At 55.1% G+C, this 23,038-nt stretch carries 16 protein-coding genes; 9 read left to right on the forward strand and 7 right to left on the reverse strand.

Annotation, left to right across the window (positions count from 1 at the left end; translation table 11 throughout):
* Positions 1 to 99: 99 nt before the first annotated feature.
* The 7 genes from AC3ZVB_RS10515 (at position 100) to AC3ZVB_RS10545 (ending at position 7,002) form a co-directional block, all read left to right on the forward strand.
* On the forward strand, positions 100 to 939 hold the full coding sequence (locus AC3ZVB_RS10515) for an AraC family ligand binding domain-containing protein (RefSeq protein WP_490146473.1): 840 nt from the start codon (positions 100 to 102) through the stop codon (positions 937 to 939).
* Positions 940 to 991: 52 nt separating this feature from the next.
* The gene (locus tag AC3ZVB_RS10520; protein WP_490146474.1) at positions 992 to 1,600 is read left to right on the forward strand and encodes a LysE family translocator; all 609 of its coding nucleotides are present in this window, start codon (positions 992 to 994) and stop codon (positions 1,598 to 1,600) included.
* 122 nt (positions 1,601 to 1,722) lie between these two features.
* Positions 1,723 to 2,748, forward strand: a complete 1,026-nt coding sequence (locus AC3ZVB_RS10525; RefSeq protein WP_162436462.1) for a LacI family DNA-binding transcriptional regulator — start codon at positions 1,723 to 1,725, stop codon at positions 2,746 to 2,748.
* A gap of 90 nt (positions 2,749 to 2,838) precedes the next feature.
* Positions 2,839 to 3,621 (forward strand): sugar phosphate isomerase/epimerase family protein, encoded by a 783-nt coding sequence (locus AC3ZVB_RS10530; RefSeq protein WP_490146475.1) that lies wholly within the window; start codon positions 2,839 to 2,841, stop codon positions 3,619 to 3,621.
* Positions 3,614 to 4,600, forward strand: a complete 987-nt coding sequence (locus tag AC3ZVB_RS10535; protein WP_490146476.1) for a sugar kinase — start codon at positions 3,614 to 3,616, stop codon at positions 4,598 to 4,600. Before AC3ZVB_RS10530 ends, AC3ZVB_RS10535 begins: the two co-directional genes overlap by 8 nt.
* 104 nt (positions 4,601 to 4,704) lie before the next feature.
* Complete coding sequence (locus AC3ZVB_RS10540; protein ID WP_490146477.1) at positions 4,705 to 6,003, forward strand: MFS transporter; 1,299 nt, start codon at positions 4,705 to 4,707, stop codon at positions 6,001 to 6,003.
* A 21-nt stretch (positions 6,004 to 6,024) separates the two neighbouring features.
* A complete protein-coding gene (locus tag AC3ZVB_RS10545; RefSeq protein WP_490146576.1) occupies positions 6,025 to 7,002 on the forward strand; it encodes a 2-hydroxyacid dehydrogenase in 978 nt (325 codons plus the stop codon).
* A 113-nt stretch (positions 7,003 to 7,115) separates the two neighbouring features.
* Here the strand turns inward: AC3ZVB_RS10545 and AC3ZVB_RS10550 are convergent, their stop codons facing one another.
* A complete protein-coding gene (locus tag AC3ZVB_RS10550; RefSeq protein ID WP_490146478.1) occupies positions 7,116 to 8,303 on the reverse strand; it encodes a pyridoxal phosphate-dependent aminotransferase in 1,188 nt (395 codons plus the stop codon).
* A gap of 349 nt (positions 8,304 to 8,652) precedes the next feature.
* On the opposite strand from AC3ZVB_RS10550, the gene AC3ZVB_RS10555 reads away from it, so the two are divergent.
* Positions 8,653 to 8,937 carry a helix-turn-helix transcriptional regulator gene (locus tag AC3ZVB_RS10555; RefSeq protein ID WP_281508179.1) on the forward strand — a complete coding sequence of 95 codons (285 nt, stop codon included), beginning with the start codon at positions 8,653 to 8,655 and terminating at the stop codon, positions 8,935 to 8,937.
* A gap of 53 nt (positions 8,938 to 8,990) precedes the next feature.
* Entirely contained in the window at positions 8,991 to 9,731 is a 741-nt protein-coding gene (locus tag AC3ZVB_RS10560) for a response regulator (protein ID WP_162436468.1), read from the forward strand.
* 60 nt (positions 9,732 to 9,791) lie between these two features.
* Here the strand turns inward: AC3ZVB_RS10560 and AC3ZVB_RS10565 are convergent, their stop codons facing one another.
* From AC3ZVB_RS10565 to AC3ZVB_RS10590, 6 genes are all read right to left on the reverse strand, one after another.
* On the reverse strand, positions 9,792 to 10,658 hold the full coding sequence (locus AC3ZVB_RS10565; RefSeq protein WP_490146479.1) for an RHS repeat-associated core domain-containing protein: 867 nt from the start codon (positions 10,656 to 10,658) through the stop codon (positions 9,792 to 9,794).
* Positions 10,659 to 10,825: 167 nt separating this feature from the next.
* Positions 10,826 to 11,656 (reverse strand): RHS repeat-associated core domain-containing protein, encoded by an 831-nt coding sequence (locus AC3ZVB_RS10570; protein ID WP_490146480.1) that lies wholly within the window; start codon positions 11,654 to 11,656, stop codon positions 10,826 to 10,828.
* Positions 11,656 to 15,579 (reverse strand): RHS repeat domain-containing protein, encoded by a 3,924-nt coding sequence (locus AC3ZVB_RS10575; protein ID WP_490146481.1) that lies wholly within the window; start codon positions 15,577 to 15,579, stop codon positions 11,656 to 11,658. The genes AC3ZVB_RS10570 and AC3ZVB_RS10575 overlap by 1 nt, the downstream gene beginning before the upstream one ends.
* Positions 15,580 to 15,645: 66 nt before the next feature.
* Positions 15,646 to 18,450, reverse strand: coding sequence for a hypothetical protein (locus AC3ZVB_RS10580; RefSeq protein ID WP_490146482.1), 2,805 nt, complete (start codon positions 18,448 to 18,450; stop codon positions 15,646 to 15,648).
* Positions 18,451 to 18,575: 125 nt separating this feature from the next.
* Entirely contained in the window at positions 18,576 to 20,921 is a 2,346-nt protein-coding gene (locus AC3ZVB_RS10585; protein WP_490146483.1) for a hypothetical protein, read from the reverse strand.
* Positions 20,922 to 20,981: 60 nt separating this feature from the next.
* On the reverse strand, positions 20,982 to 22,787 hold the full coding sequence (locus tag AC3ZVB_RS10590) for a hypothetical protein (protein ID WP_490146484.1): 1,806 nt from the start codon (positions 22,785 to 22,787) through the stop codon (positions 20,982 to 20,984).
* Positions 22,788 to 23,038: the final 251 nt, after the last annotated feature.

A 23,038-nucleotide genomic window follows, 5' to 3' on the forward strand; every position in this document is an offset into this window, starting at 1 on the left:
ACGCAGCAGGCCTGTTCAACTGAGCCATGCACAAACGTTCTATTCACAGCCAACGACACAGACGTTAAATAGCTCGGTGATCCGACCCATAGGTGCAGCATGAACACTCCCAACTGGATCGACCTGGCCCGGGACGCCGACACCGGCATCGAGACGCTGCGCGCGCATTTCAAAGGGCATGCCTACGACCCGCATTGGCACGACAGCTTTCTGGTGGGCGTCACCGAGCAAGGGGTCCAACAGTTCAACTGCCGACGGACAAAACACCAAAGTACGCCGGGCAAGGTATTCCTGCTGGAACCCGGTGATATCCATGACGGAGAAGCACCGACCGAGGACGGTTTCACTTACCGCATGCTGTACCTCGATCCGCAATGGTTGCAGCGTGAAATCAATGCGGTGTTCGACAACGCCCCCGACCGCAGTCAGTTGAGTTTCGCCAATACCCTGACCACTGACGTGCGTCTGGCCCATGCCACCGACCTGGCATTCTGGGCCCTGCATCAGGGTGAACTGAAAATCGTACGCCAGACTGCACTCGACGGGTTGCTCGAACGCCTTACCCGACATCTGCACTGGCGCGCTCGTTACGGCGAGGACCCGCGCCTGCCGTTGGTGGCGAAAAAAGCGCAGGAGTACCTGCACGCCAACGCTCAACACGACATCGGCCTTGACCAGCTCGCGGCGGTGACGGGCGTCGATCGTTTCAGGTTGACCCGCGCGTTCAAGGCCGCTTATGGCATCGCACCGCATGCCTATCTGGTGCAATTACGTCTGGCCACGGCGCGTCGGATGCTGGCACGAGGTGAGCAACCGGCGTTAGTGGCCATGGAACTGGGGTTTGCCGATCAGAGCCATCTGGGCCGCTGGTTTGTGCGCGCCTATGGATTTACCCCCGCGTTGTACCGCAAGCGCTGCTCAAATCTTCCAGACAGATAGCGTTCACGATAGCGAAGATCGGTATCAATGATCTTCGCCGGAGTTTGCCGTGATGTTGTCTTCTTTCCCGACTTTTCTACCCTTCATATTATTTGCGTTCGTGGCGTCGATTACGCCGGGGCCGACCAATATTCTGGTGCTTAGCAACAGTGCCCGATATGGACTGGCAGCGGCCATGCCGATCATTTTCGGTGCGTGCGCCAGCGCTGCGCTGATTGTGCTGTTGGTCGGCACCGGCGCCGGCGCGTCACTGGTTGCCCTGCCCGCGCTGCAAACCGTTATGCGCTGGATAGGCGTGATGTGGTTGAGTTACCTGGCCTGGCAAATTTTCAGGGTCCCGACCCAGCCCCTCTCTGCGCAACGCGCCGACCGCCGCCTAGGTATGGTGGGGGCCGCCAGCCTGCAACTGATCAACCCCAAGACCTGGATGATGGCGCTCGCGGTTGTGAGTGTTTTCGCCGGTGGCGGTGAACAACGGTGGCTGCATGTGGCCTGGTTGTCGCTGACGTTTTTCCTGATTTCCTTGCCGTGCCTGGGTGCCTGGGCATTGCTGGGCGCGGGCTCGACACGCTGGCTGCGAACCCCGCAGTCGTTTCAGCGGTTCAACCGGTGCATGGCGGTGTTGCTGCTGATTTCTGCGTGGCTGAGCGTGTTGGCGTGACCACCACTTGTCGGCGCATTTCCACACTGGGGCTTGACGACAGATTGGCAAATGGTGTCTCCTGAAACCGGTTTCAGTGCCATGCACCGAACCTTACAAATCCAATAAAAAGGTTTCAGACCGTGAACGACTTCTCCGCCGCCCAGCGCAGCCGCGTGACGATGCTTGATGTGGCCGAACACGCCAAGGTCTCCAAGGCCAGCGTCTCGCGCTTCATTGGCGATGACCGCGCACTGCTTTCCGATGCCATTGCCCTGCGCATCGAGCAGGCGATTGCCGAATTGGGCTACCGGCCCAACCAGATGGCCCGCGGCCTGAAACGCGGGCGAACCCGCCTGATCGGCATGCTGGTGGCCGATATCCGTAACCCCTATTCAATTGCCGTGATGCACGGGGTGGAAACCGCCTGCCGTCAGCACGGCTACAGCCTGGTGGTGTGCAACACCGACCGCGATGACGAGCAGGAACGCCAGCACCTGGCGCTACTACGGTCTTACAACATCGAAGGCTTGATTGTGAACACTCTTGGCCACCACCGCGATGCGTTGCATGAACTGCATCGTGAAATGCCGCTGGTGCTGGTGGACCGTAAAGTCGATCAGCTTGAAAGCGATCTGGTCGGGCTGGACAATCCGGAAGCCGTCGCAATGGCCCTCGATCACCTGGAAGAGCGCGGCTATCGCGACGTGTTGCTGGTCACCGAACCGTACGACGGCACCAGTTCGCGGATCGAACGGGTCAGCAGTTTCAAAGCGCACATCGCCCAACGTCCGGTACTGCGCGGCACCCTCGTAGAGACCGGCAGCGACCTGACAGCACAGCTGAAAACCTTCCTTGATACCCCAGGCTATGGCCCGAAAGCACTGTTCTGCGCCAACGGCATTGCAGCGCTGGCCAGCACCCATGCGTTGCGCGAATTGACGTGCAATCTGTTTGAAGATGTCGGCCTGATCGCCCTCGATGACCTGGATTGGTATCCGTTGGTGGGCAGCGGCATTACCGCCCTCGCCCAGCCTACTGCCGAGATCGGTGCAAGCGCATTTGAGTGTTTGCTCAAGCGTTTGCGGGGGGATGACGGGCCGGTGCGGACGCTGGATTTTTCGGCGCGGTTGATTGTGCGGGGGTCGACGCTTGGGAATTCTCGGTGACACGGATGGCCTCATCGGCACTGAACATCTCTACCCGACCAGCCTTTTTTTCTGAACAAAAATGAAACCGGTTTCAGAGGTATAAAAACAATGAACAAACCACACGTTTCCATCAGCCTCTCCAGCTATGGTGCCGACCTCGTCCGCCAACGCGGCCAGGGCAGTTTCATCGAAATATTGGCCGCCGCCGGCGCCACGCGCATCGAATGGCGCGAAGAATTGCTCACCGTTGAAGACCCCGCGCTCCTGGCCGACGCCACTGAGGCCCAAGGACTGGAAAGCGTCTATTCCTCGCCCATGGAGCTGTGGCTGGCCGGCCAGTCGAAGCCCAATCCGGAGCTGATCACTGCCCTGCAACGCGCTCAGGCGTTCGGCGCGAAATCGCTGAAGGTGTCCCTCGGTTACTTCACCGACACCTGCGACCTCCAGTCCCTGAATCAAGTGCTGAGCAAAAGCTCGGTGCAGTTGCTGGTGGAAAACGATCAGACCCTGCAGGGCGGTCGCATCGAACCGTTCCAGCGCTTTTTCGCCGATGTCGAGCAACACACGCTGCCGATCAAGATGACTTTCGACATCGGCAACTGGCACTGGCAGGACCAATCGGCAGCCAGCGCTGCAAGACTGCTGGGCCGCCATGTCGGCTATGTTCACTGCAAAGCCGTCACCCGCCGCACCGACGGCAAACTGGTCGCCATCCCGCCTGCCGCGAGTGACCTGCAGGCATGGGAACAACTGTTGCGACACATGGACCACGGCGTCATGCGCGCGGCGGAATATCCACTGCAAGGCGATGACCTGATTCAGCTGACCACCGAGCATGTCGCCACCCTCGCCCTTCTGGGCCAATCCCGACTGGAGATCGCTCATGTCTGAGATCGATATTCTGTCCTTCGGTGAAACCATGGCGATGTTCGTCGCCGAGCAAAGCGGTGAACTGGCCCAAGTTGGCCACTTTCACAAACGCATTGCCGGTGCCGACAGCAACGTCGCCATTGGTTTGTCGCGGTTGGGGTTCAAAGTGGCGTGGCTCAGCCGGGTCGGCGATGATTCGCTTGGGCGTTTCGTGATCGACACCCTGGCTAAGGAAGGCCTGGATTGCAGCCATGTCGCTGTCGACAACCTGCACCCCACCGGTTTTCAGCTCAAGTCCCGCGCCGAGGATGGCAGCGATCCGGTGGTCGAGTACTTTCGTCGAGGGTCGGCGGCCAGTCTTCTTTCACCGCAGTCGATCAATCCCGCACTGCTCAATGCTCGACACCTGCACGCCACTGGTATTCCCCCGGCGCTGTCTGCCAGCGCGCGGGAAATGTCTGTCGAGTTGATGACCCGCATGCGTGAGGCCGGGCGCAGTGTGTCCTTCGACCCCAACCTGCGCCCGAGCCTGTGGGCCAGCGAACAGCAGATGATCACCGAGATCAACCGCCTCGCCGCCCTCGCCCACTGGGTGCTGCCGGGTTTGAGTGAAGGTCGCTTGCTGACCGGTTTCGATGACCCGGCCGACATCGCGGCGTTTTATCTGGATCAGGGCGCCGAAGCGGTGGCCATCAAACTGGGGCCGCACGGGGCGTACTACCGCACGCATCTGGATCAGGGATTTGTCGCGGGTGTGCCGGTGGCGACCGTGGTCGATACCGTCGGTGCCGGCGATGGGTTTGCTGTCGGGATGATCAGCGCGCTGCTGGAGAACCACAGCTTTGCCGAGGCCGTGAAGCGCGCCAACTGGGTTGGCAGCCGGGCGGTGCAGAGTCGCGGGGATATGGAGGGGTTGCCGACCCGGTCCGAGCTGTCCGTCGAATTCGAAAACGCCATCGCCAGCAGGCTGGCTCCCACAGGGGATTTGTGTCGCCTGTAGATCCAGTGTGGGAGCTAGCCTGCTAGCGATGAGGCCCGCTCAATCACCGAAGATTTGAACCCGTTACCTGCTGCGAAAAAAACAACAAGCTCAGGAGCACCACCATGAAAACCGCAACCCTTGCCGCCCGCCGCTGGTGGTACATCATGCCCATTGTGTTCATTACCTACAGCCTGGCGTACCTGGATCGCGCCAACTACGGGTTCGCCGCCGCCTCCGGCATGGCCGCCGACCTGATGATCACACCGGGCCTGTCTTCCATGCTCGGCGCGCTGTTCTTCCTCGGCTACTTCTTCTTCCAGGTGCCGGGGGCGATCTACGCGCAAAAACACAGCGTGAAGAAACTGATCTTCGTCAGCCTGATCCTCTGGGGTGGCCTGGCGACCTTGACCGGCATCGTCTCCAACGCCTACTGGCTGATCGTCATCCGCTTCATGCTCGGCGTGGTCGAAGCCGCCGTGATGCCGGCCATGCTGGTGTACCTGTGTCACTGGTTCACCCGTGCCGAACGCTCCCGCGCCAACACCTTCCTGATCCTCGGCAACCCGGTGACCATGCTGTGGATGTCAGTGGTGTCGGGCTACCTGGTGCAGCATTACAGCTGGCGCTGGATGTTCATTATTGAAGGCTTGCCCGCAGTGCTCTGGGCGTTTATCTGGTGGCGCCTGGCCGATGATCGTCCGGCCCAGGCCAAGTGGCTCACCGATCAGGAAAAACACGACCTGGAAAGCGCCCTGGCCGCCGAACAGGTGGGCATCAAGGCGGTGAAGAATTACGCCGAAGCCTTTCGCTCACCCAAAGTAATCATCCTGGCGTTGCAGTTTTTCTGCTGGAGCATCGGTGTTTACGGTTTCGTACTGTGGCTCCCGTCGATCCTCAAGGCCGGTGCGCAAATGGACATGATCGAAGCCGGCTGGCTCTCGGCGCTGCCTTATCTCGCGGCAGTGATCGCCATGCTGCTGGTGTCCTGGGGCTCGGACAAACTGCAAAAACGTAAACGCTTCGTTTGGCCTCCGTTGCTGATCGCCTCGATTGCCTTCTACGGTTCCTACGCCCTCGGTGCCGAACATTTCTGGTGGTCCTACACCCTGCTGGTGATCGCCGGCGCGTGCATGTATGCGCCGTACGGACCGTTTTTTGCCATCGTCCCTGAGATTCTCCCGGCCAACGTGGCGGGTGGCGCCATGGCGTTGATCAACAGCATGGGCGCGCTCGGGTCGTTTGGCGGCTCTTACCTGGTCGGTTACCTGAACAGCTCCACCGGTTCGCCGGGCGCGTCATACCTGTTGATGAGCGGCGCCTTGATGCTGTCGGTGGTGCTGACGATTTTTCTCAAGCCCGGTGCCAGTGACCGGGAGCAGCCCAAGGTCGCGCTGACGCCCCGCACTGCGGCCCATTCCTGAATTGAAATTGAGATGACGACGATGAAAAAGCAGGTTGTTCTGTACAAGAAACTCTCACCGCTGCTGATGGCGCGTCTGCGCGAACAGACCGAAGTGACGTTGATCGAACGCCATGACGCCGAGGGTCTCGCCCAATTGCGCGAAGCCCTGCCCCAGGCGCACGGCTTGCTCGGCGCGAGCTTGAAGCTGGATGCCGAATTGCTCGACCTCGCGCCTGATCTGCAAGCCATCGCCAGCGTCTCCGTAGGCGTCGACAACTACGACATCGACTACCTGACCGAACGACGAATCTTGCTCAGCAACACGCCCGATGTGCTCACGGAAACAACCGCTGACACCGGTTTCGCGCTGATCCTGGCGACGGCCAGGCGCGTGGTAGAACTGGCCAATGTGGTGCGTGCTGGCGAGTGGACGCGTAACGTCGGCCCGGCGCAATTCGGCACCGATGTGCATGGCAAGACCCTGGGCATCATCGGCATGGGGCGGATCGGCGAGGCGCTGGCGCAGCGTGGTCACTTTGGATTTGGCATGCCGGTGATCTATCACAGTCACTCGCCGAAACCGGCGGTGGAACAGCGTTTCGCCGCGCAGTACCGGAGCCTTGCGCAGTTATTGCGGGAAGCCGATTTCGTCTGCCTGACGTTGCCGCTAACGGCGGAAACCGAAAAACTTATCGGCGCTGAAGAGTTCGCGCTGATGGGGCCTGAGACGATCTTCATCAACATTTCCCGGGGCAAGGTGGTGGATGAAGCCGCGTTGATCGAGGCATTGCGTGACGGGCAAATTCGGGCGGCCGGGCTGGATGTGTTTGAGCGGGAACCGTTGAATCCAGACTCGCCGCTGTTGCAGTTGAACAACGTCGTGGCCACACCGCACATTGGTTCGGCGACCCATGAAACACGCGAGGCCATGGCCACCTGTGCGGTGGACAATCTGCTGGCGGCATTGGCTGGGGAGCGGCCGAAGAATCTGGTGAATGCCGGGGTCTGGAAAGGCTGAAGGTCAAAAGATCGCAGCCTGCGGTAGCTCCTACAGGACTTAATCATCCACAATTTCTGGTGAACTCAATACCTGTAGGAGCCGCCGCAGGCTACGATCTTTTGATGTTTTGATCAGGCCCGCCGCGCCTCCAGCACGTTCGACGCACACAATGCTATACGCTGACACGCATCTGCCAGCTTCAGCCGATCCACCACCAATCCAATCCGGATGTGCCCCGCCGCACTAGGCCCGAACGCTTCCCCGGCCAGTACGGACACCCCATACCCCTCCAGCAGGCATTCGGCAAACCGCTGCGCGGATAAACCGGTCTGGCGCACGTCGACCATCACAAACATCCCGCCGTCCGGACAGATCGGCCGCAGACCCGCGCATCCGTAAAGGCTCGCGCACACCAGGTCGCGGCGCTGACGGTATTCCTCGCGCATCAGCGTCACCTCCGGCAAGTCCTCATCGAGCGCCAGTTGTGCGGCCTTCTGCACGAACTCCGGAATGCCGAACAGCATGCACAGCGACAGATGTTCGAGGTGATCAGCCAATAGCTTGGGTCCGATCACCCAGCCCACTCGCCAGCCGCTCATGGCGTGGGATTTGGACAGGCTGTTGATGGTCGCGGTGCGCTCGGCCATGCCCGGCAGGCTGGCCGGGCTGATGTGCTCGCCCTCGTACAGCAGCTCGCTGTAGACCTCGTCGCTGATCAGCCACAGGTCGTGACGGATGCACAACGAAGCCAGTTCCCGCCAGATATCCAGCGACAGACTCGCACCGGAAGGATTGTTTGGACTGTTTAACAAAACAGCGCGGGTTTTCGTCGTGATCAGCGCCGCGACATCCTCCGGATCAACCCGAAAACCGTACTCTGAACGCACCGCCACCGGCACCACTTTCGCCCCGATTGAACCGAACACGCCTTCATAGGTCACGTACATCGGTTCGGCAACAATCACTTCATCCCCGGGATCGAGCACGCATTGCGCCACCGAATACACCGCACACTGGGCGCCCGGCATGATAACCACCTGTTCGGCGTCCACCACCTGGCCAGTGTGTCGCTGATGACGGCGGGCAATGCTGTTGCGCAGCCCTCGACTGCCGCGCACCTCCGAATAATGGGTGTCACCAGCCAGCAAGCTTCCGACAGCTGCTTGAACAATGGGTTGGGGTGTATCGAAATCCGGGTCGCCGACCGAAAGCAACAGGATGTCGACGCCCTGCTCGCGCAATTGCAGTGCGCGGTTATGAATGTGCCAGGCCGCAGCGCCTTCTCCGGCGATGCGATGGGTCAAGCCTGAATAGCGCATGTGGTTCTCCTGTCGCGCGAAATCCTGATTCAACCCTATCTCAATTCGCCAAAGGCGCCACTTCGGGCGTGCAATTCAAAAAAAAATTCGATTCAGTACCTACGGTCGTCCTCCGGAAAAGTCCCACAAAACATTATCCATCGGACTACAGCCATGAAGTCCGCACGTCGATAAAGTCGCCTACCTGTAATTTGTGACAGGTTCCGTGGCTTTTTTTTCGCGTTATAAATAGGCCGAACCTCCAGCCACCTACACCGTGCCTGAAGGCGGCCGCGTGAATTGTCCAATTTGCAGTAGGAAGATTCCTCCGCGCCCACGCGATCATTGATGATAAATGGGAGATTCCGATATGAACCGTACCAATGTGACGCCCGTCCGGTCATCGCCAACCCAGGTCCATTTTCAGCCTCAGGTGCCCGAACACGCGACATCCATATCACTGACCAACCGAGAAGCAGAGGTGCTGCAGTGGAGCGCCGCAGGCAAATCCTCATGGGAGATCGCCCAAATCGTCAATTGCACCGAAGCCGGTGTGAATTACCACTTCAACAACATTCGCCGAAAATTCGGCACAAGCTCGCGCTGGACCGCTGTGGTCAAGGCACTGGAGCAAGGTCTGATTCACTTGCCTTGATCCGGATCCACCCTTCTGTTCAGTGCCCCAATCAGCCTGAACCGAGAAGCCACATGAACCCCGGACCTCTATCTGCCCTGACACCCACCGACAACCCGATGCCAGAACATCGCAGCGGCGTAGCCGGTCGGGGTGTTCAAACTACATACCGGATCATCCTCGCCGACGACCATCCCGTGGTATTGCTAGGCGTCAAAATGGCGCTGACCTTACCGATCGGTTCACCCTTCTCCGTAGTCGCTGAAGCGTACAATGCCGATGAACTTCTTCAACAGTTGGAACGCTATCCCTGCGAGATTCTGGTGTGCGACTACTCAATGCCCGACAGTCAGTCCCCCGACGGGCTGAAACTGATGAGCTACGTCAAACGACACTTCAGTCACGTGAAGCTGATTGTCATGACGATGCTGTGTAACCCGGGTTTGCTCCAGGCGCTGCTCAACACCGGTGTTAACGGCTTGTTCGACAAACACAGCTCGCTGACCGAGTTGAAACAGGCCGTGCATGCAGTGGCAAAAGGTCGGCGGTATTTGAGTCCGTCTTTTGAGCGGATGCTGGACGCACAGACGTTGCCGCGTCATGCCGACGAAGCACCGAAGGCGGCGTTGTCGGAGCGGGAGCTGGAAGTGGTGCGATTGTTTGTGCAGGGCATGTCGGGGCGCCAGATTGCCGCGCAACTGAATCGCAGTGAGAAAACGATCAGTCGGCAGAAACGCACCGCGATGGACAAGTTGGGGGTTGGACATGGCGGTGCGTTGGTGGAGTTTGCGAGGGTGAGTGGGTTAAAAGGCTAAACCCCGCATTCTCATGATTAAAACCGGGGAGTTTTACCTACGTATACTCCGTTTATCTACTCATGATAAAGCTGTCACTTTGGCCTCTTTAATCCCTTGCCTTATGAAAGAAGGTTTCACCTCGGCAAGTTGTTTAGGCCGACACATCAAACCCCCTCTTCTTTTGTAGTCAAATGTAGCATCGGCCGGAACATCATCGACCCCTACCCAACTTTTGTTGAGTTTTTTACTACTATCAAAATGCACACGCTCTGCCATCTCGCTAAAACTAACTGTTGTTGCAGAACGTGCCTGACCATACACGGCATCGCCCTGTTGCAACCTACTTCGAGCATTGCTTGCGGTCGTAACAAGCACATGAGATCCGCTTGGCTGTTGTACGACAGAATCCTGCATAACGCCGGCAGTAACGTTTCGGTGTAATTGAAGTTGGGAAGCCGAGCCTGAAAACGAAGTAGGCAGCTCAACCCTCGCCACTACAGGAACTTGCGCCAAGTGACTGCTTGGCATTAAAGGCCCTGAGTTTACGCTCGACATAACAGTTTCGGACCACTGGCCGGTAGCCAGTTTCACCCACTTACCCATACGCCCCGTCGGATCCGAACGCATAATCGGATTCCCTCCACAATACGCATACGCATTCAACCCACCCTCCCCAAACGGACTCAAACTGTCCGGGCTATGAAATCTCATCAGCCTGGGATTGAAAGCCCTGTAGCCATTACCCAACAAATACCAACCCCATTTGTCCTCACGCAACTCGCCGTTGTAACCCAGCTGACTGCTCGACGATTCATTCGAGCGGTTACCGTAGGCCGTGTAAGCGATATCTTTGTTTCCTCGTGCACTGACTTCACACAACACAGTGTTTTTTTCATCAACGGCAAATAGTAGCGATCTTTCAGTCGTAGTTGATTTAGCAACCATCAAGGTAAGACCTCAAATTTGATGAATGCGACCCTGATGCGCCACGACAGTCAAATCGAAACAGGATTGTCGCGACGCGCTCTCCAGAGTGCCCGTTACGAACAGGGCCATGAGGGTTTAAGTTAAAGCCTGCGGTTGGAACCGCAGCCTTATACAATGAAGCTTAACTATCTTTTGTCGACGTGCTTCCCAACCTGCCTCTTAAGGGTTTGACGTACTGCGGTATTGAATTCAGGCAAACCAAACCACTGTTCAACCGAGCCTTTCTTAGTGGTGTTGACTAAGTCACCTAACGCGTGTTTTCCCACTACGGCACCTGTTACATGCCGTGCTTGAGCAGCCTTAAAAGCCTCGGGAAAGTTGATCTTATTATGCTCATAATCACCCACTTTAAATTTAGGTTGAGGTGGTCTTTTTACCTTCTGCGCAGACTGTGCAGACCTAGATGTACTTGGAAGTTGAGTTCGAGTAGGAGAGCTGTCGTAATCCGGAGGGGGAGTGTCGCTTCTTTTCGCAGTTGTCCCGCGCGCTTTGGTTCTGGAGCGTCCCGAAATGCGGAGGTCCGTCATACCATCCGCAATGTTATCCACTCCACGAGTTCCTTTCACTGCTTTCGCCCCGCTGGTGGCGCTCCCAGTTGCATCGTCGCCGCCAACCATCAGCCCCATAACAATCATTTTCCATACGCTATGCCCCTCCGGATCCGAATTAGAAACCGGTTCCCCCTCGCAATACGCATACGCATTCAACCCACCGTCCCCAAACGGACTCCAACTGTCCGGGCTCTGAAACCGCATCAATTTCTGGCTATAAGCCCGATACCCATTACCCAACAGCTGCCAACCCGTATCCGGTTCACCAAACTCGCCGTTGAAGCCCAGCTGCGTTTCAACCGGCCGTTGCGCATTCTGATGACCATACGCGGTATAGCCGATGGTATTGGCCACGCCACCACTCATCTCTGACAGGACCGTATTTTTCTGGTCGCTGGCCAGCATCAGGACTTTGGGCCCCCACCGCCCTGCTGCTCAGCGAGCAGTGTTTCGTTGGCACGCACGAAGGTGCTTGTTTGATCACCGCTAATCCGGTTTACCAATGTATCGCCATTGTAAAAACGCTGTTCGTTGTTGCTCGCACCGCCGACTGACGAGAGTTTGTCCTCACTGTCGTATGTGTGACCTCTGGGCGTTCCACCATCCTTTTCGCTGACACTTTCCAGGCGACCCAGGCTGTCATAAGCCAGGCGTCGACCCGCTTCGTCCTCGAGCAAATTGCCATTTTCGTCGTATTCAAATTTCTGGACGAGGGGATCATCGGGATTTTCTGAATGTACATCGGTAATGCTGCTCAACTGCGCCGGGTCTTCGTATGCATAGGCGAACGTTGATTTTATGGAACCACCATCGGCAAATGTGGAGGTAACCTCTTCGAGATTATCGATAGCGTCGAAAAAGAACATTTGTGATTTCAGTGTTTTGCCACAAGGGTGCACGGGGGATTGTGGTCCGGCGCATTGATAATTCTCAAGACGTCCGCGCAACTCATACTCATAGTGCTCGTCACGCAGGATCTCGCCGCCCTCATCGGCACCTTCACTCAGCAGTTTGTGCACGATCTGATCCAGACCATTCCAGCTCTGGCTCAGACGAGAAGCCGATGCGCCGAAATCAAAGTCCCGCACCGTCTCACGACCTTGAGCGTCGTACTTCAGGGTGATTTTGAGGCTTTGATCTGCGGAGCCGTCCACCGTGTGAATGGTGGCGGTCTGCCCTTGGGCGTTGTAGGTAAAGTCCGTCTTGATATAGCCCGGTTGACCTGCTTCACCCAGCGCCGTCCAGTTGAGTTGGCCGGTTTTTTGATCGTACTCGTATCGCTGCACTTGATTGAGTACATCGGTGTAACGCACCAAACGCCCCAGTCGACTGTACACGTAGGTCATTTCATAGGGCTCGCCGCCCTGGGTACGTTTTTCGGTGATCACTTCACCGTTGCTGTTGTAGGTACGGGAAAGCGCCAGGCCCTGTTCTGAAGATTCGATCAACCGTGCATTTTTCGGATCGTAATCATAAGTCGACTCGATCGCCGTCAACGCTGCCGTTTTGGGGATGGTGACACGCGTGATTGGCTCCTCGGTCAATTCAGGCATGTAGGTATAAGCAATCACGTCACCGCTTGGCCGCTTGACCCGATCTGGCTGGCTGGTGCTGCCGTCGAATTCATATTCGGTGACACGCCCCCCCGTGACTGACTTCGTCATTCGCTCCAGACCATCGAACGCCTGGGTCCCTAGCACGGTTGAACCGACCCGAATCAGCGTCGGCAAGTCTGCACGGCTGTGCACTGCATATTCACGCACAACCTTGTTGCGATCAGGCAACGTGGTCTCGATCATGCGGTCGTAAGCATCGTAGACGTACTTGGTTTCCAGGTTGGCTGCGTTTTTCTCCGATGCGGTCCGTGCCAGCCCGTCATATTTGTAGCTGTGCAAACTGACACGCGTCTTGCCGTCCAGCTCGAAGCGCTCGACCGTGACCGGTTTTTCGAAGCGATTACTGAGGGTTTTGGTCTTGCCCATCCCTTCGACCCATTCTTCACTGGTGAAGGTGATGGGGTTGTTATCGGTAAAACTTTTGACCCCGTCCGGGCCGGTGACGCTGGACTGCTGGCCCCACAGGTCATAGGTGAAAGTACTGGTCAACTTGAGATCGGTTTTCTCCAACCAGTCGATCTCGGTCTCGGTGGTCAACTGGCCCAGCGCGTCATAGGTGGCTTCGTAAATGTCGCGAAAAGCGGCGGTGCCATTGTCCTTATCCTGACGTTGCTCTCTGATTGGGCGACCCAGGCCATCCAGCCAGGTTCGACTTTTTACCTGTTTGACATCTTCGACTTCCTGGGTAACCGGGTCGGTTACCGGCGCTTGGTCCTGATCAGCCGGGCGGATCAGTCGGTAAGTGTAAGTACGTGTGGCGTTATTGAGCGCGCTGTCAGGCGCCACTGTTTCGGTACGCACCCGACCCAAGGCATCGTAGGTATAACGGATCTTGACGTCTTTATCACTGGAGAGGATCGGCTGACCATTGAGCAGCGAGCGCTCCTCGAGAATTTCTTTGTGCACGCTGTCGAAATCAGTGGTCAGCGTCTGTTTGGTGAGTAAAACGGTTTCACCGGCAAAAGTCGCAAAAGTGGCGGCGGGCTTGCTGTATTCATAGTCGGTAAACGTAGTGTGAAGGTCGTTGGCGCCACCACGTGCGACCCCCTGGCGTTTAGGCTGACCATGCAGAAACGGGGTGAGCGGCTCGTTGAAGTATGTGTAGGTCGTGCGCTCCAGTAGCGGTGCGGTTTCGCCTGTGCCTTCCAGCAATTGTTCTTCGGCCAGAGCCACCCAATGAGTCGCGCTGGTGCTCAGAGGTGGTTGTTCGACATAGTTGTAGCGTGCACGTAAAACCGGGGCGCCGGCTTGCAAGTCAGGCACGAGTGCTGGGTCCTTGGCCGGGGAGACGGTTTTTTCTTTCACATGACGGACAAAACCATAGGGGTCTTTCCACACCCCAGGCACACCATCGGCAGGGTAATAAGATGTGGTTTCGGTAATGCCGTTGGCCTGAACGCTAAGTGTCTGGTTACCGTGAATGTCGTACTCACTGATTACCTTGTCTTCACGAAATTGCGTCGCGTTATCGGTCAAATTCCAGCGTGTTGCCACCTCTTTCGGCAACTGGCATTGACGCACCTGCTCGTCAAACGACAACGAATCATCAGCGTAGTAAGTGGTTTTGACGGTTTGACGATGAGTGCCCTGGGTGGTGACTTCCGAGGTCAGCAGGTGAAACCGGTTGAACGTCCGGGTGACGGTACGAACGGCGTCGTTCTCCACCATCAGCTTTTCGGTGGACTCATATACATACGTACCGAGGATTTTATAGAGGTTGTCCAGCCCGTCATCAGTCCAACTGATGGGCGAGTTTTTACCCAGGAAGTTGTTGCCACTGTCGCTGTAGCTGTACTTCACGGTAATCGAGTTCTGACCACCACCCGGGTCGGTGACATGATCAGTGACACGGGGCAGGTTCAGACGATCGCTGCCACCAGGGAAACCGTGGCCGAGGTCGTTGTACAAGAGGGTCTCGTGAGCACCCAGTGGTGTCCAGACTTCCTTGATGCACAGCTGCTCGCGTTCGATCCCATATTCGAAACGCCAGCCGGCGTCGTTGGTGACAGGCAAGTTGACGCGCGTTAGCCGGTCACTGTCCAGTTCCAAGGTGAACACTGCCAACGGTACGTCTCGTACCGGCTTGATTCGAAGTTCAATCGTGGATGAGCTCTTGATGACTTCCAGCAACACGCCCTGGCTATCTTTGATGGTACTCAGCATCCGTCCCTGCGCGCCGCCGCCATAGGTCAATGTAACGGCATGCCCCTGAGGGGAGTACATTTTCACCGGCATGGCCACTTCCGGGCTTGAGCCCATGCGCTTGAGGACTTCTACCAGTCCGGAGGCGTGCACGACTTTGTACTCGCCAAACTCGCGCTGTGCATCATCGTCGGACAGTTCGTAGAATTTGAAGCTCTGGATTTTCTGTTCTTTCATTTTCTGGCGAGTGGCATCCGGGTTTTCTGCATCGTCCCCATAATCGCCCGTGACTTTGAACGTCTCGCCTGAAAATACTGAGATGACTTGTGAATCGGTGATGAACTGCGTTAAACCCAGACTCCACCCTTCCCCGTACCCGTAGTTCAAGGGATTGGTCGGGTTAAAAGAAAGCGACAGTTTGGGTACCGGACCTCGCAGATCGTTGGCTTCTACTTCGTGCAGCGAAAGTGCCACGGTATATAACCCGGTGCGCGGGTCGACACCGGATTGTACAAAGCTGCGAAAGTTGAACGCATTGGAGTGAAGTGCCGTTTTTTCTTCGTTTTTCATGGTTCGATCTCGTCAGTCAACAATTAGGTAAAAGCGGTGCGCGATGCACCGCTTGTAAAACAGTCGTCAGAGAGTGGGCGGTGCAATCGTTCTGACCTGAATTCGATTCCGATCGTCTGGTTTCAACTTCACCTCAATGGCATGTTGATGGCCTTCCTCGTCAGTCATGTAAAACTGCATGCCTTCTGCCTTGAGTTCGTTGAAATCGCCAGCACTGTCCTGGCGGACATCCTTGCGGCGAACCACGGAAAAAAGAAGATCCCCCTCCGACAGACTGAAATTATTGATTTCAGATTTGAGTGCCTGTCCTACTTGAGTGGAGCACTTCAGTATCGGGCTGTACGTCATTACAGGCGGCAAGCTTTTTTTGCCCATCCCTCTAAACGCCCAGCCCGTGCAACTGAACATCCTCTCGTTATAGAACGTACTTTCCCACTGAACGTGCGAACCTTTATTCATCGGTTTGACCGTCATGAACTTCAGCACTTTCCCTGAAGGCTGTTTAAAAGATAACTCCCAGTAATCCAGCGTTTCGAGAAAATAATCGAAATTACGATCATCGTCCTGGTCACTTTCACTTTGCCCACCGCCCTCAATACGATTTCGTTTGAGGGTATAATTGCCGAAATTAACGGTAGGGCTGCGTTCGGGAAGCAATTCAATGGAACGGAGTTCGTGTGTTGAATCAAGCGAACTGTAGGGTCTGCCCTGCGAATGAAACACGGCGTAAAACTTCGTGATGTCGGTCGTATCTCTCGCCATCATGTAGACATAGACATGTTGATCTTCAGCGGCAGGAGCGTTATCTGTCAACGTCTTGCCGTTGGTACTGCCCGCCGGTGTGTAATCATTGGTCACACGTGTTTGAGCCCATTTTACGTTCCCCTTCGGAACACCGATTTGCCCTGCCGGCAAATCAACAACTTGTTGTTTCGAATCCATATAGAAGATTCTCAAGGTAGACAAATCCTCTAATGTAATAGGCACGTCGCCCCGCGTCTTGAGTTTTATATCAAGGGCCAGTTGTTGATAGCCATTGGCATACAATTTTCTTTCGCCTCTGCGAGACATTATGTGAAACGAGTCGAGCTGGTCCCACCCTTCTTCCAAAACATGGTTGCGGTTATTTATGACGCTGTATCCGGCGCGTACAAGCCACCCCTGTGCATAAATAAGGCACTGGACAACGTTGACCTCACTTGAACGGCCGGCAGGGGCAGTGAACACACCCTTCGTTGAAACGCTTCCGCCACCAGAGATAACTGACCACTGACGTTCAAACTCAGGTGGAGCGGCCGAACTTTCGCTCAGTTCTACGACGCCGGAGCGAGGTAGCGTGCTCACAAAAGGAGGACTAATCGCCACCGTTGCGTCAAAAGCGGACAACACCACGTTGGCTGTTACAGTTTCACCGTCCGAGTTGGTGACCGAGATCTTCTGGGTAACAAATGGAACTTTCGGATCCATAGTGGTGGGCGGCGTGTAGATCGCTACATTGCCAGTGACCTCCAAGTCACCCAACTCCGGTTTGCTCCAGGTCAGGGTACTCCCACTGAGCGCTGTTGCGACAAGGGTCACGGATTCACCGCCTGCGCGCCTCGCCGCAGACTTGGGCGACACGGTCATGTCTTCCGCAGTAACCAACAGCAGTGCCGAAGTTACATATTCCAGCCTTGTTATCGGGTCAACAAAGGTCGCGGTCACAATATTGCGCGCAACATCCTTACCGATTTCATCTGCGTCCACTGGCATATATCTACCGTAAGGATCCATTTCACCTCCGGACGCGAAAGTGTTGAGGCTTTTGACGCTCCATTGCGCAGCGACACGTTCACCGTTCAAATAGGCTAGATAGTTGAGCGGTTCACCACCGGCCTTGAGGCTGTATAACGAGGGCTCGATGGTCAGTGAGGTTTTAGACGGGTCCAGACTACCGAAAATAACCATGTCATGAGGTTCGAAACGCGAATGCTCGACGAAAACGTTTTTCCCCTCCGGGAAAAGCAGGCTCTGAATCAACTCCAGCTTCTCGTGTTCACAACGCCCGCTGAACTCCCTGGCCAGCACCATCGTCGCCGAGTACTTCTTGAGTCCATTTTCTTCATCATCAGGAATGAGGTAGGGGAAGGTCTCAGGCGACGGATAGTCCCCACCGTGTTCGCTGCCTTTAAGTTTAACCATCACCACGACAGCGCCATCTGCAGCGTTCAAAGCCCCGGCCACCGCTGCGCCAGGCGCTCGTTGCGTCAGAATTTTGAAACTGTCAGGGTGCAAATCACTGACCCCGCTCAGGTTCAGCATCCCCAGTTCATATACTTGCCGTTCAGGATCCAGTGCCTTGAATCGCTCGTCGAAGAACGCCCCAAGCTTTTCCTGGCTGGTAGCTGGCGCCGCCAGATTGCATGAAAACGTGGTGCCCTGGGAGATATTCAGGATCACCCGGCCGAACAGATCAACCTCTCCTTTGACGTACGACAAATCCAAATGCAGCGTGACCGTGTAACCTTGCGCTTCTGTGATGGCGTAGCTGTACATCACACCCATGTTCTTTTCCTGGGCGGTAAACGTCCCACTCAGGATACTGAGTGTCAGCCTGGCTTTAGAGTTACTGAGCACTGAGGGTTCAAATGACAACAAAGGTGTACCCAATACAATATCAGTCAGTTCGCCCTCCTCTGTTTTCGCATCATTTAAATACACCTTCCCGGAAAACCCCGGCATGTGGTTGAATCCCTCGTATTTTTTCAACCATTGTTGTTGTAAAATCAGGTTAACTCGCTCGCGGTCAAACGCACATATCGCTCCCCATTTTTCCATGATGGAGCCTGCAGTCATTTTTTCTAAAATATCGGTAAGTGAGTTGCCGGCCATGATAATGATCCTCAAAACAATAATGTGGGCGTGCGTGGAAAGTCCTCTGAACTTTTCAGAGGAATGAACAATTGCGTCAGGCTACAAAAAAGGCGTTTCGCTGATTGCGCGATTACCTCTTAGGGCTATTGTGGGATTTCAGGGGCAGGTTTTGGCGGTAATGCTCCCAAGGGCAGGGGTTGTATAGAAAAGTTATCGCCCATCAACCAGCCATTCATTGTGAAATTGGCAGTTATAATAACAAATTGATGTTGACTGGTAGGGTCAGCAGTATAAAGACCGTTCTGGTCGATTGAACCGGCGCCCTCCGCAGGAAAGCAACTCCAAACGGCATCAGGAACCGGTCTACTGCCGAGCGATGCAGAAAACTGCGCTTTCCCGGGAGCTTGTCCGTCAAGTTCAACATCAATCGTCAAGCCCTGCCTATTATGCTTCACCACAACAAAAGAGGACTGTACTTGCCCCGTAGTGTTAGTTACCTTGACTTCGTCAATGGTAAATGTTTTATCCTCAAACGGCTGTTTCAACGGGGCCGTGTAAACGTTTGTCCGATCCTCATTAGCGTCTTCCGGAATTTCGCCTTCCGTTGCCGACCACTTCAACGCGCCGGTCATTGCATTGGCTGAAAACGCTACCGTTTCCGCTGAGCCCTCACTGGAGGCATCACACGTTTGCACCAGCGGATTGAGGGTAATAGCGCGGGCGGCAATCGTTACCAGTGCTGTGCTGGTATGACCTGCGGCAGTGGCCGTCACTTTTACCCGCTTGAAAGTACCATCAATGTCGTCAAGCCCGGGCGCGGTGTATCGCCCGGTACTTTCATTGATTTGTCCGGCTCCGCTCGTGGTGCCATCAATGTTTTTTACACTCCACTTTACCCCCGTTGTGACGGGTGAGGTTGCAAAGGTGTGGGCAGTACCGTAACCGAGGAGTTTTTCCTGAGGATTTATGGCAAAGGTGGTCAAGCGTGGACTAATGGAGCCAAAACTAACCAGATCAACAGGGGCATGAACACTTTTCAGTTCTATCGCGTCTTCACTGGTAAATAAGAGACTATGCAGCACAAACGCGTCAATGGGCTCAAATGCATTAACGAAAATCTTGGCAACCTCAGACTTACAATGTTCTGTGATCTGTTGTTTTAAAGGTGAATTCTCAGCATTGATGAACCCCGCGACCGCATCGGATATTTCTCCTTTTTCCTTGACTGCAACATCCACCTTGAAGTTCACAACCTTAACGATAATCCTTCGAAGATCCGGATCAATTTCAAACGAAAACGTACCGCTGATATTAACACCCATACTAAACTGCTTGATCTGCAAATCGTCACCAATCCAGACGCCGCATCCGATACCATGCTCGACTGTCCCCATGCCGACCCCCATATTCCCATCACCATAATTTGTGACGGTCAACCTATGGTCGGGATTAATGTAGATAGGTATTTCGAACCACCGAAATCTATAGCGGTCCGCAGAATATTCAGTCGATGGCACGTATAAAAAACCGTTGGAGGGGTTAACTTTTAGTCTCCAAATGTTTCCCCCGCCGTCAACCGCTTCTTCAAACGTCGCATCGTCAGAGTTAAAAACCCGCTTGGCGCCAATGGCAATGATCTCACGCATCAGCAGCTTATTACCGATCATCAAACTAGCATCAATCTCCGGCCGATCACTCGGAAACGGATACAACCAATCATCCCCCGGAAAACCACCTAATGGTTGGTCTTTCATTGCAATGCGCAATTCCAATGCACCATTGCCAAAGTTAGATGCTTTCGCTAAATTCGCACCCTGTTCCATAACAATGCGTGACTGGAATCTATGCGGCTTCAGATAGTCCTGGTCGGTATAAGCCAGTTGTCCAAGTGGAAACGTACTGCGCTCGGGGCCTGCTTCCCGGAATTTACGTTTCATAAAAGCGCCGCCCATACGACGCTCATGCTGGTAGCGCGATCCACTCAACTCCCAAATGCGCCTCTGTGTCGCATCGGCCCCCAGGTCAAGTACTACCTTTCCATTTTTATCCACTCCACCCTGGATATCGCTAAGCATCACCCTGTCTGCCTTGAGCTCGGGGTGGTCTAGCGGATCATAAGAATTGATTTTGGTCACTTCGGGATTTTTGGAAGCACCGGTCAGTTGGACCGTCACGCCTCCGACAACCGCTATGCTCAAGTTCGCCTCTGCGACGTTGTTACCAGCGTCATCAGGATTATTTTCAAAACTCAATCGTGGCGTGTCTGTTTGATAATTGGTGACCCAATTCCAAATAGTGTCCCCATCTGCGTAGGTGTCATCGATCGCGTATTCGTACTCATTTTCATCGAATTTTGCAATGTATTCCTGGAGCAACAATTGATTGCACTTGTCACGATCGTAGGCGACGAACGCACCCCAACCGTTCATGCGCGATGAACTGGCCATCCAAGCAAGGTATTCTGCTTGCGTTACTTTTTTAACAGCCATGACGTTAAACCTCACTAAAATTAAATTATAAAAACTTGTTTTTTTTCAAAGCAAATGACATCAAGAAACCAATGTAAAATGCGTTTCTCGTAGAGTTATTTCTGCACCGGGCTCATAAGTAATCGTCGCTTGAACGGCGACTTGTTCCAATTTGAATTTCGCCAACTCAGTTTGTTTCACGTATATCTCAAGCTTCTGGCTGCTGCCTTCGGATGCACTGACAGTGTGGTTGTCGAATATCGGAAGGGTCAGGCGCTCGTTGTTCGCAATATTTCTCCCGACCAGCACGGCGTTCACGCGTTGGCCTGCACGGATATAGGGCCAACCGGTTGGATAGGAGAAAAGTTCACCCGCAGCGGGCACCGCTTTCACAGAGATCTTTCCGCCAGCCTGTTGCGCTTGTCTGGACTGAATACTTGGGTATCTTGTCGCTGGTATTCCCAAGACGCGTACACCAAATACACCCGATGTTTCAGCCGCTGTCTCGCCTCTCGGTGTCACCTTGTAGTACACCTGCACTGTTTTACCGAAGTTCGCCGGTATGTATTGGGGCGGGATGTTGAACGTACGCGCATCCTCCGGGATTGGATCAGTGGCGATGTAGTGGCCTGTTGTGCCATACCCATCCCAGAGCATCTCAATCCCGTCACCAGGCTGGTAGCTGGTCAGCTCATCAAGTTTGATGTTTACGCCCTTGATATTGAGGGCAAAAACGTCCAGCTCACCCTCACCTTCTACCGGATCCTCACCGGGCACAGCCCCTACGACGATTGCCATTGGTAAGTTCAAAGCTTCACGAACCGTCGCGGGGTAAGAAGGAGCGGACATTGCGGTACCAATCCAGGCGAACTGGTATCGCAAGTCGATGGCATTACCGTTGCTGGCTTTCAACCACCGCGAATCGATGAAAAACTCGATAAAGCCTTTGTCAATCGTTGAGGCATCTACCTGCGTTTCCAGGACAAGCTGTTCAGCATCGTCCGCCTCAGAGTTTGCGTAACAGTACACCCGGTCACCGACGCTCATGCCGGGATAGGCTGCGATTCGGACCGGCATTCCGCCGGCATACCGTGCCGGGCTGATCACTTGGCCCGGGGTATGGCCGACGATCTCCAGCGCTGGTAACACAGGTGATGTCGGCGGGATGATGTGTATCACCTGCAGGGACGACAATGTCCTTTCGTCCGGTGTGTCGACGTATTGGATGCCGTAGTTCACTTCAATCCGGCCGCCTGCGATCCGGTTCAGATCAGACTTGCTGAGGAACAGCGGAAACGGTTTACCGACCTGCTCTTTAGACACTGTTTCGGAGTTTTCAATCGCCGGCGTCAGCTCTTTGCCACTGGAATCGAAACGACGACAGTGGAAATTAAGGGTATCGCCCGCGGCCATGGCTTCGTAAGGCCCAGCCCAAACACCCGCTGTCATGCCAACAGTGGCGAGGTCCAGATGCAGGTCATGGGACTCCTTGATCTGCAACACCGGCAGGTACGGCTTGGCCCGGGGACGTTTGCCGACGTAAAAAAAGATCCGGTTCGACTCATCGCCCGCAGTGCCGGTTGAATCAACCCGATACGAGTAAAATACCCAGCCCTGATCCACATCTTTGAGCGTTTTGTTTTCAATGTCGATTTGCACGCCCCTGGTCGACAGATTGTCCTTGGTCACTTCTACGCCAGACCTCAGGTCGTCATACACAACGCCATTGGGGTCACAGCCGCGCCAATTCAAATCAACATAGTGCCCTTCGGCGATACCGTCGTAGTCGATATAGGTGATAAGCCGGGCCGGCCCCAGTTTCACGAGATCAATGGTGTTATCAGCTTCTATTGCGTCGATTGTCGGCGCAGGGTTTGGATCGGCCACGGTTGGAACTCCTTGCATTGATTCGTTTATCGTCGGCTGGTGAGTGGACGCCGCGTTCATTGAGAACAGTTTTTACGCCTGAATTTCGAGTTTTGGTACTAGCAGATCTGTTAGGTTCGCACGACCGAAAATGCTGTTAGTGTTTTGTCCGAGCGGCCATTAATTGGCCGATTTTGAAATGACAAGACAGATTAGAAGGCATGTAAGATGCGTGGGCACTGGACGTTCGCAATGTCGTGGGTATTCGAAGT

This window comes from Pseudomonas sp. MDV22-iso1, assembly GCF_058145095.1.

Bases quoted from the DNA above. Each gene is read 5' to 3' on its own strand.
- AC3ZVB_RS10515 (WP_490146473.1), top strand. From the start codon at position 100: ATGAACACTCCCAACTGGATCGACCTGGCCCGGGACGCCGACACCGGC.
- AC3ZVB_RS10520 (WP_490146474.1), top strand. From the start codon at position 992: ATGTTGTCTTCTTTCCCGACTTTTCTACCCTTCATATTATTTGCGTTC.
- AC3ZVB_RS10530 (WP_490146475.1), top strand. From the start codon at position 2,839: ATGAACAAACCACACGTTTCCATCAGCCTCTCCAGCTATGGTGCCGAC.
- AC3ZVB_RS10535 (WP_490146476.1), top strand. From the start codon at position 3,614: ATGTCTGAGATCGATATTCTGTCCTTCGGTGAAACCATGGCGATGTTC.
- AC3ZVB_RS10540 (WP_490146477.1), top strand. From the start codon at position 4,705: ATGAAAACCGCAACCCTTGCCGCCCGCCGCTGGTGGTACATCATGCCC.
- AC3ZVB_RS10545 (WP_490146576.1), top strand. From the start codon at position 6,025: ATGAAAAAGCAGGTTGTTCTGTACAAGAAACTCTCACCGCTGCTGATG.
- AC3ZVB_RS10550 (WP_490146478.1), bottom strand. From the start codon at position 8,303: ATGCGCTATTCAGGCTTGACCCATCGCATCGCCGGAGAAGGCGCTGCG.
- AC3ZVB_RS10555 (WP_281508179.1), top strand. From the start codon at position 8,653: ATGAACCGTACCAATGTGACGCCCGTCCGGTCATCGCCAACCCAGGTC.
- AC3ZVB_RS10560 (WP_162436468.1), top strand. From the start codon at position 8,991: ATGAACCCCGGACCTCTATCTGCCCTGACACCCACCGACAACCCGATG.
- AC3ZVB_RS10565 (WP_490146479.1), bottom strand. From the start codon at position 10,658: ATGGTTGCTAAATCAACTACGACTGAAAGATCGCTACTATTTGCCGTT.
- AC3ZVB_RS10570 (WP_490146480.1), bottom strand. From the start codon at position 11,656: ATGCTGGCCAGCGACCAGAAAAATACGGTCCTGTCAGAGATGAGTGGT.
- AC3ZVB_RS10575 (WP_490146481.1), bottom strand. From the start codon at position 15,579: ATGAAAAACGAAGAAAAAACGGCACTTCACTCCAATGCGTTCAACTTT.
- AC3ZVB_RS10580 (WP_490146482.1), bottom strand. From the start codon at position 18,450: ATGGCCGGCAACTCACTTACCGATATTTTAGAAAAAATGACTGCAGGC.
- AC3ZVB_RS10585 (WP_490146483.1), bottom strand. From the start codon at position 20,921: ATGGCTGTTAAAAAAGTAACGCAAGCAGAATACCTTGCTTGGATGGCC.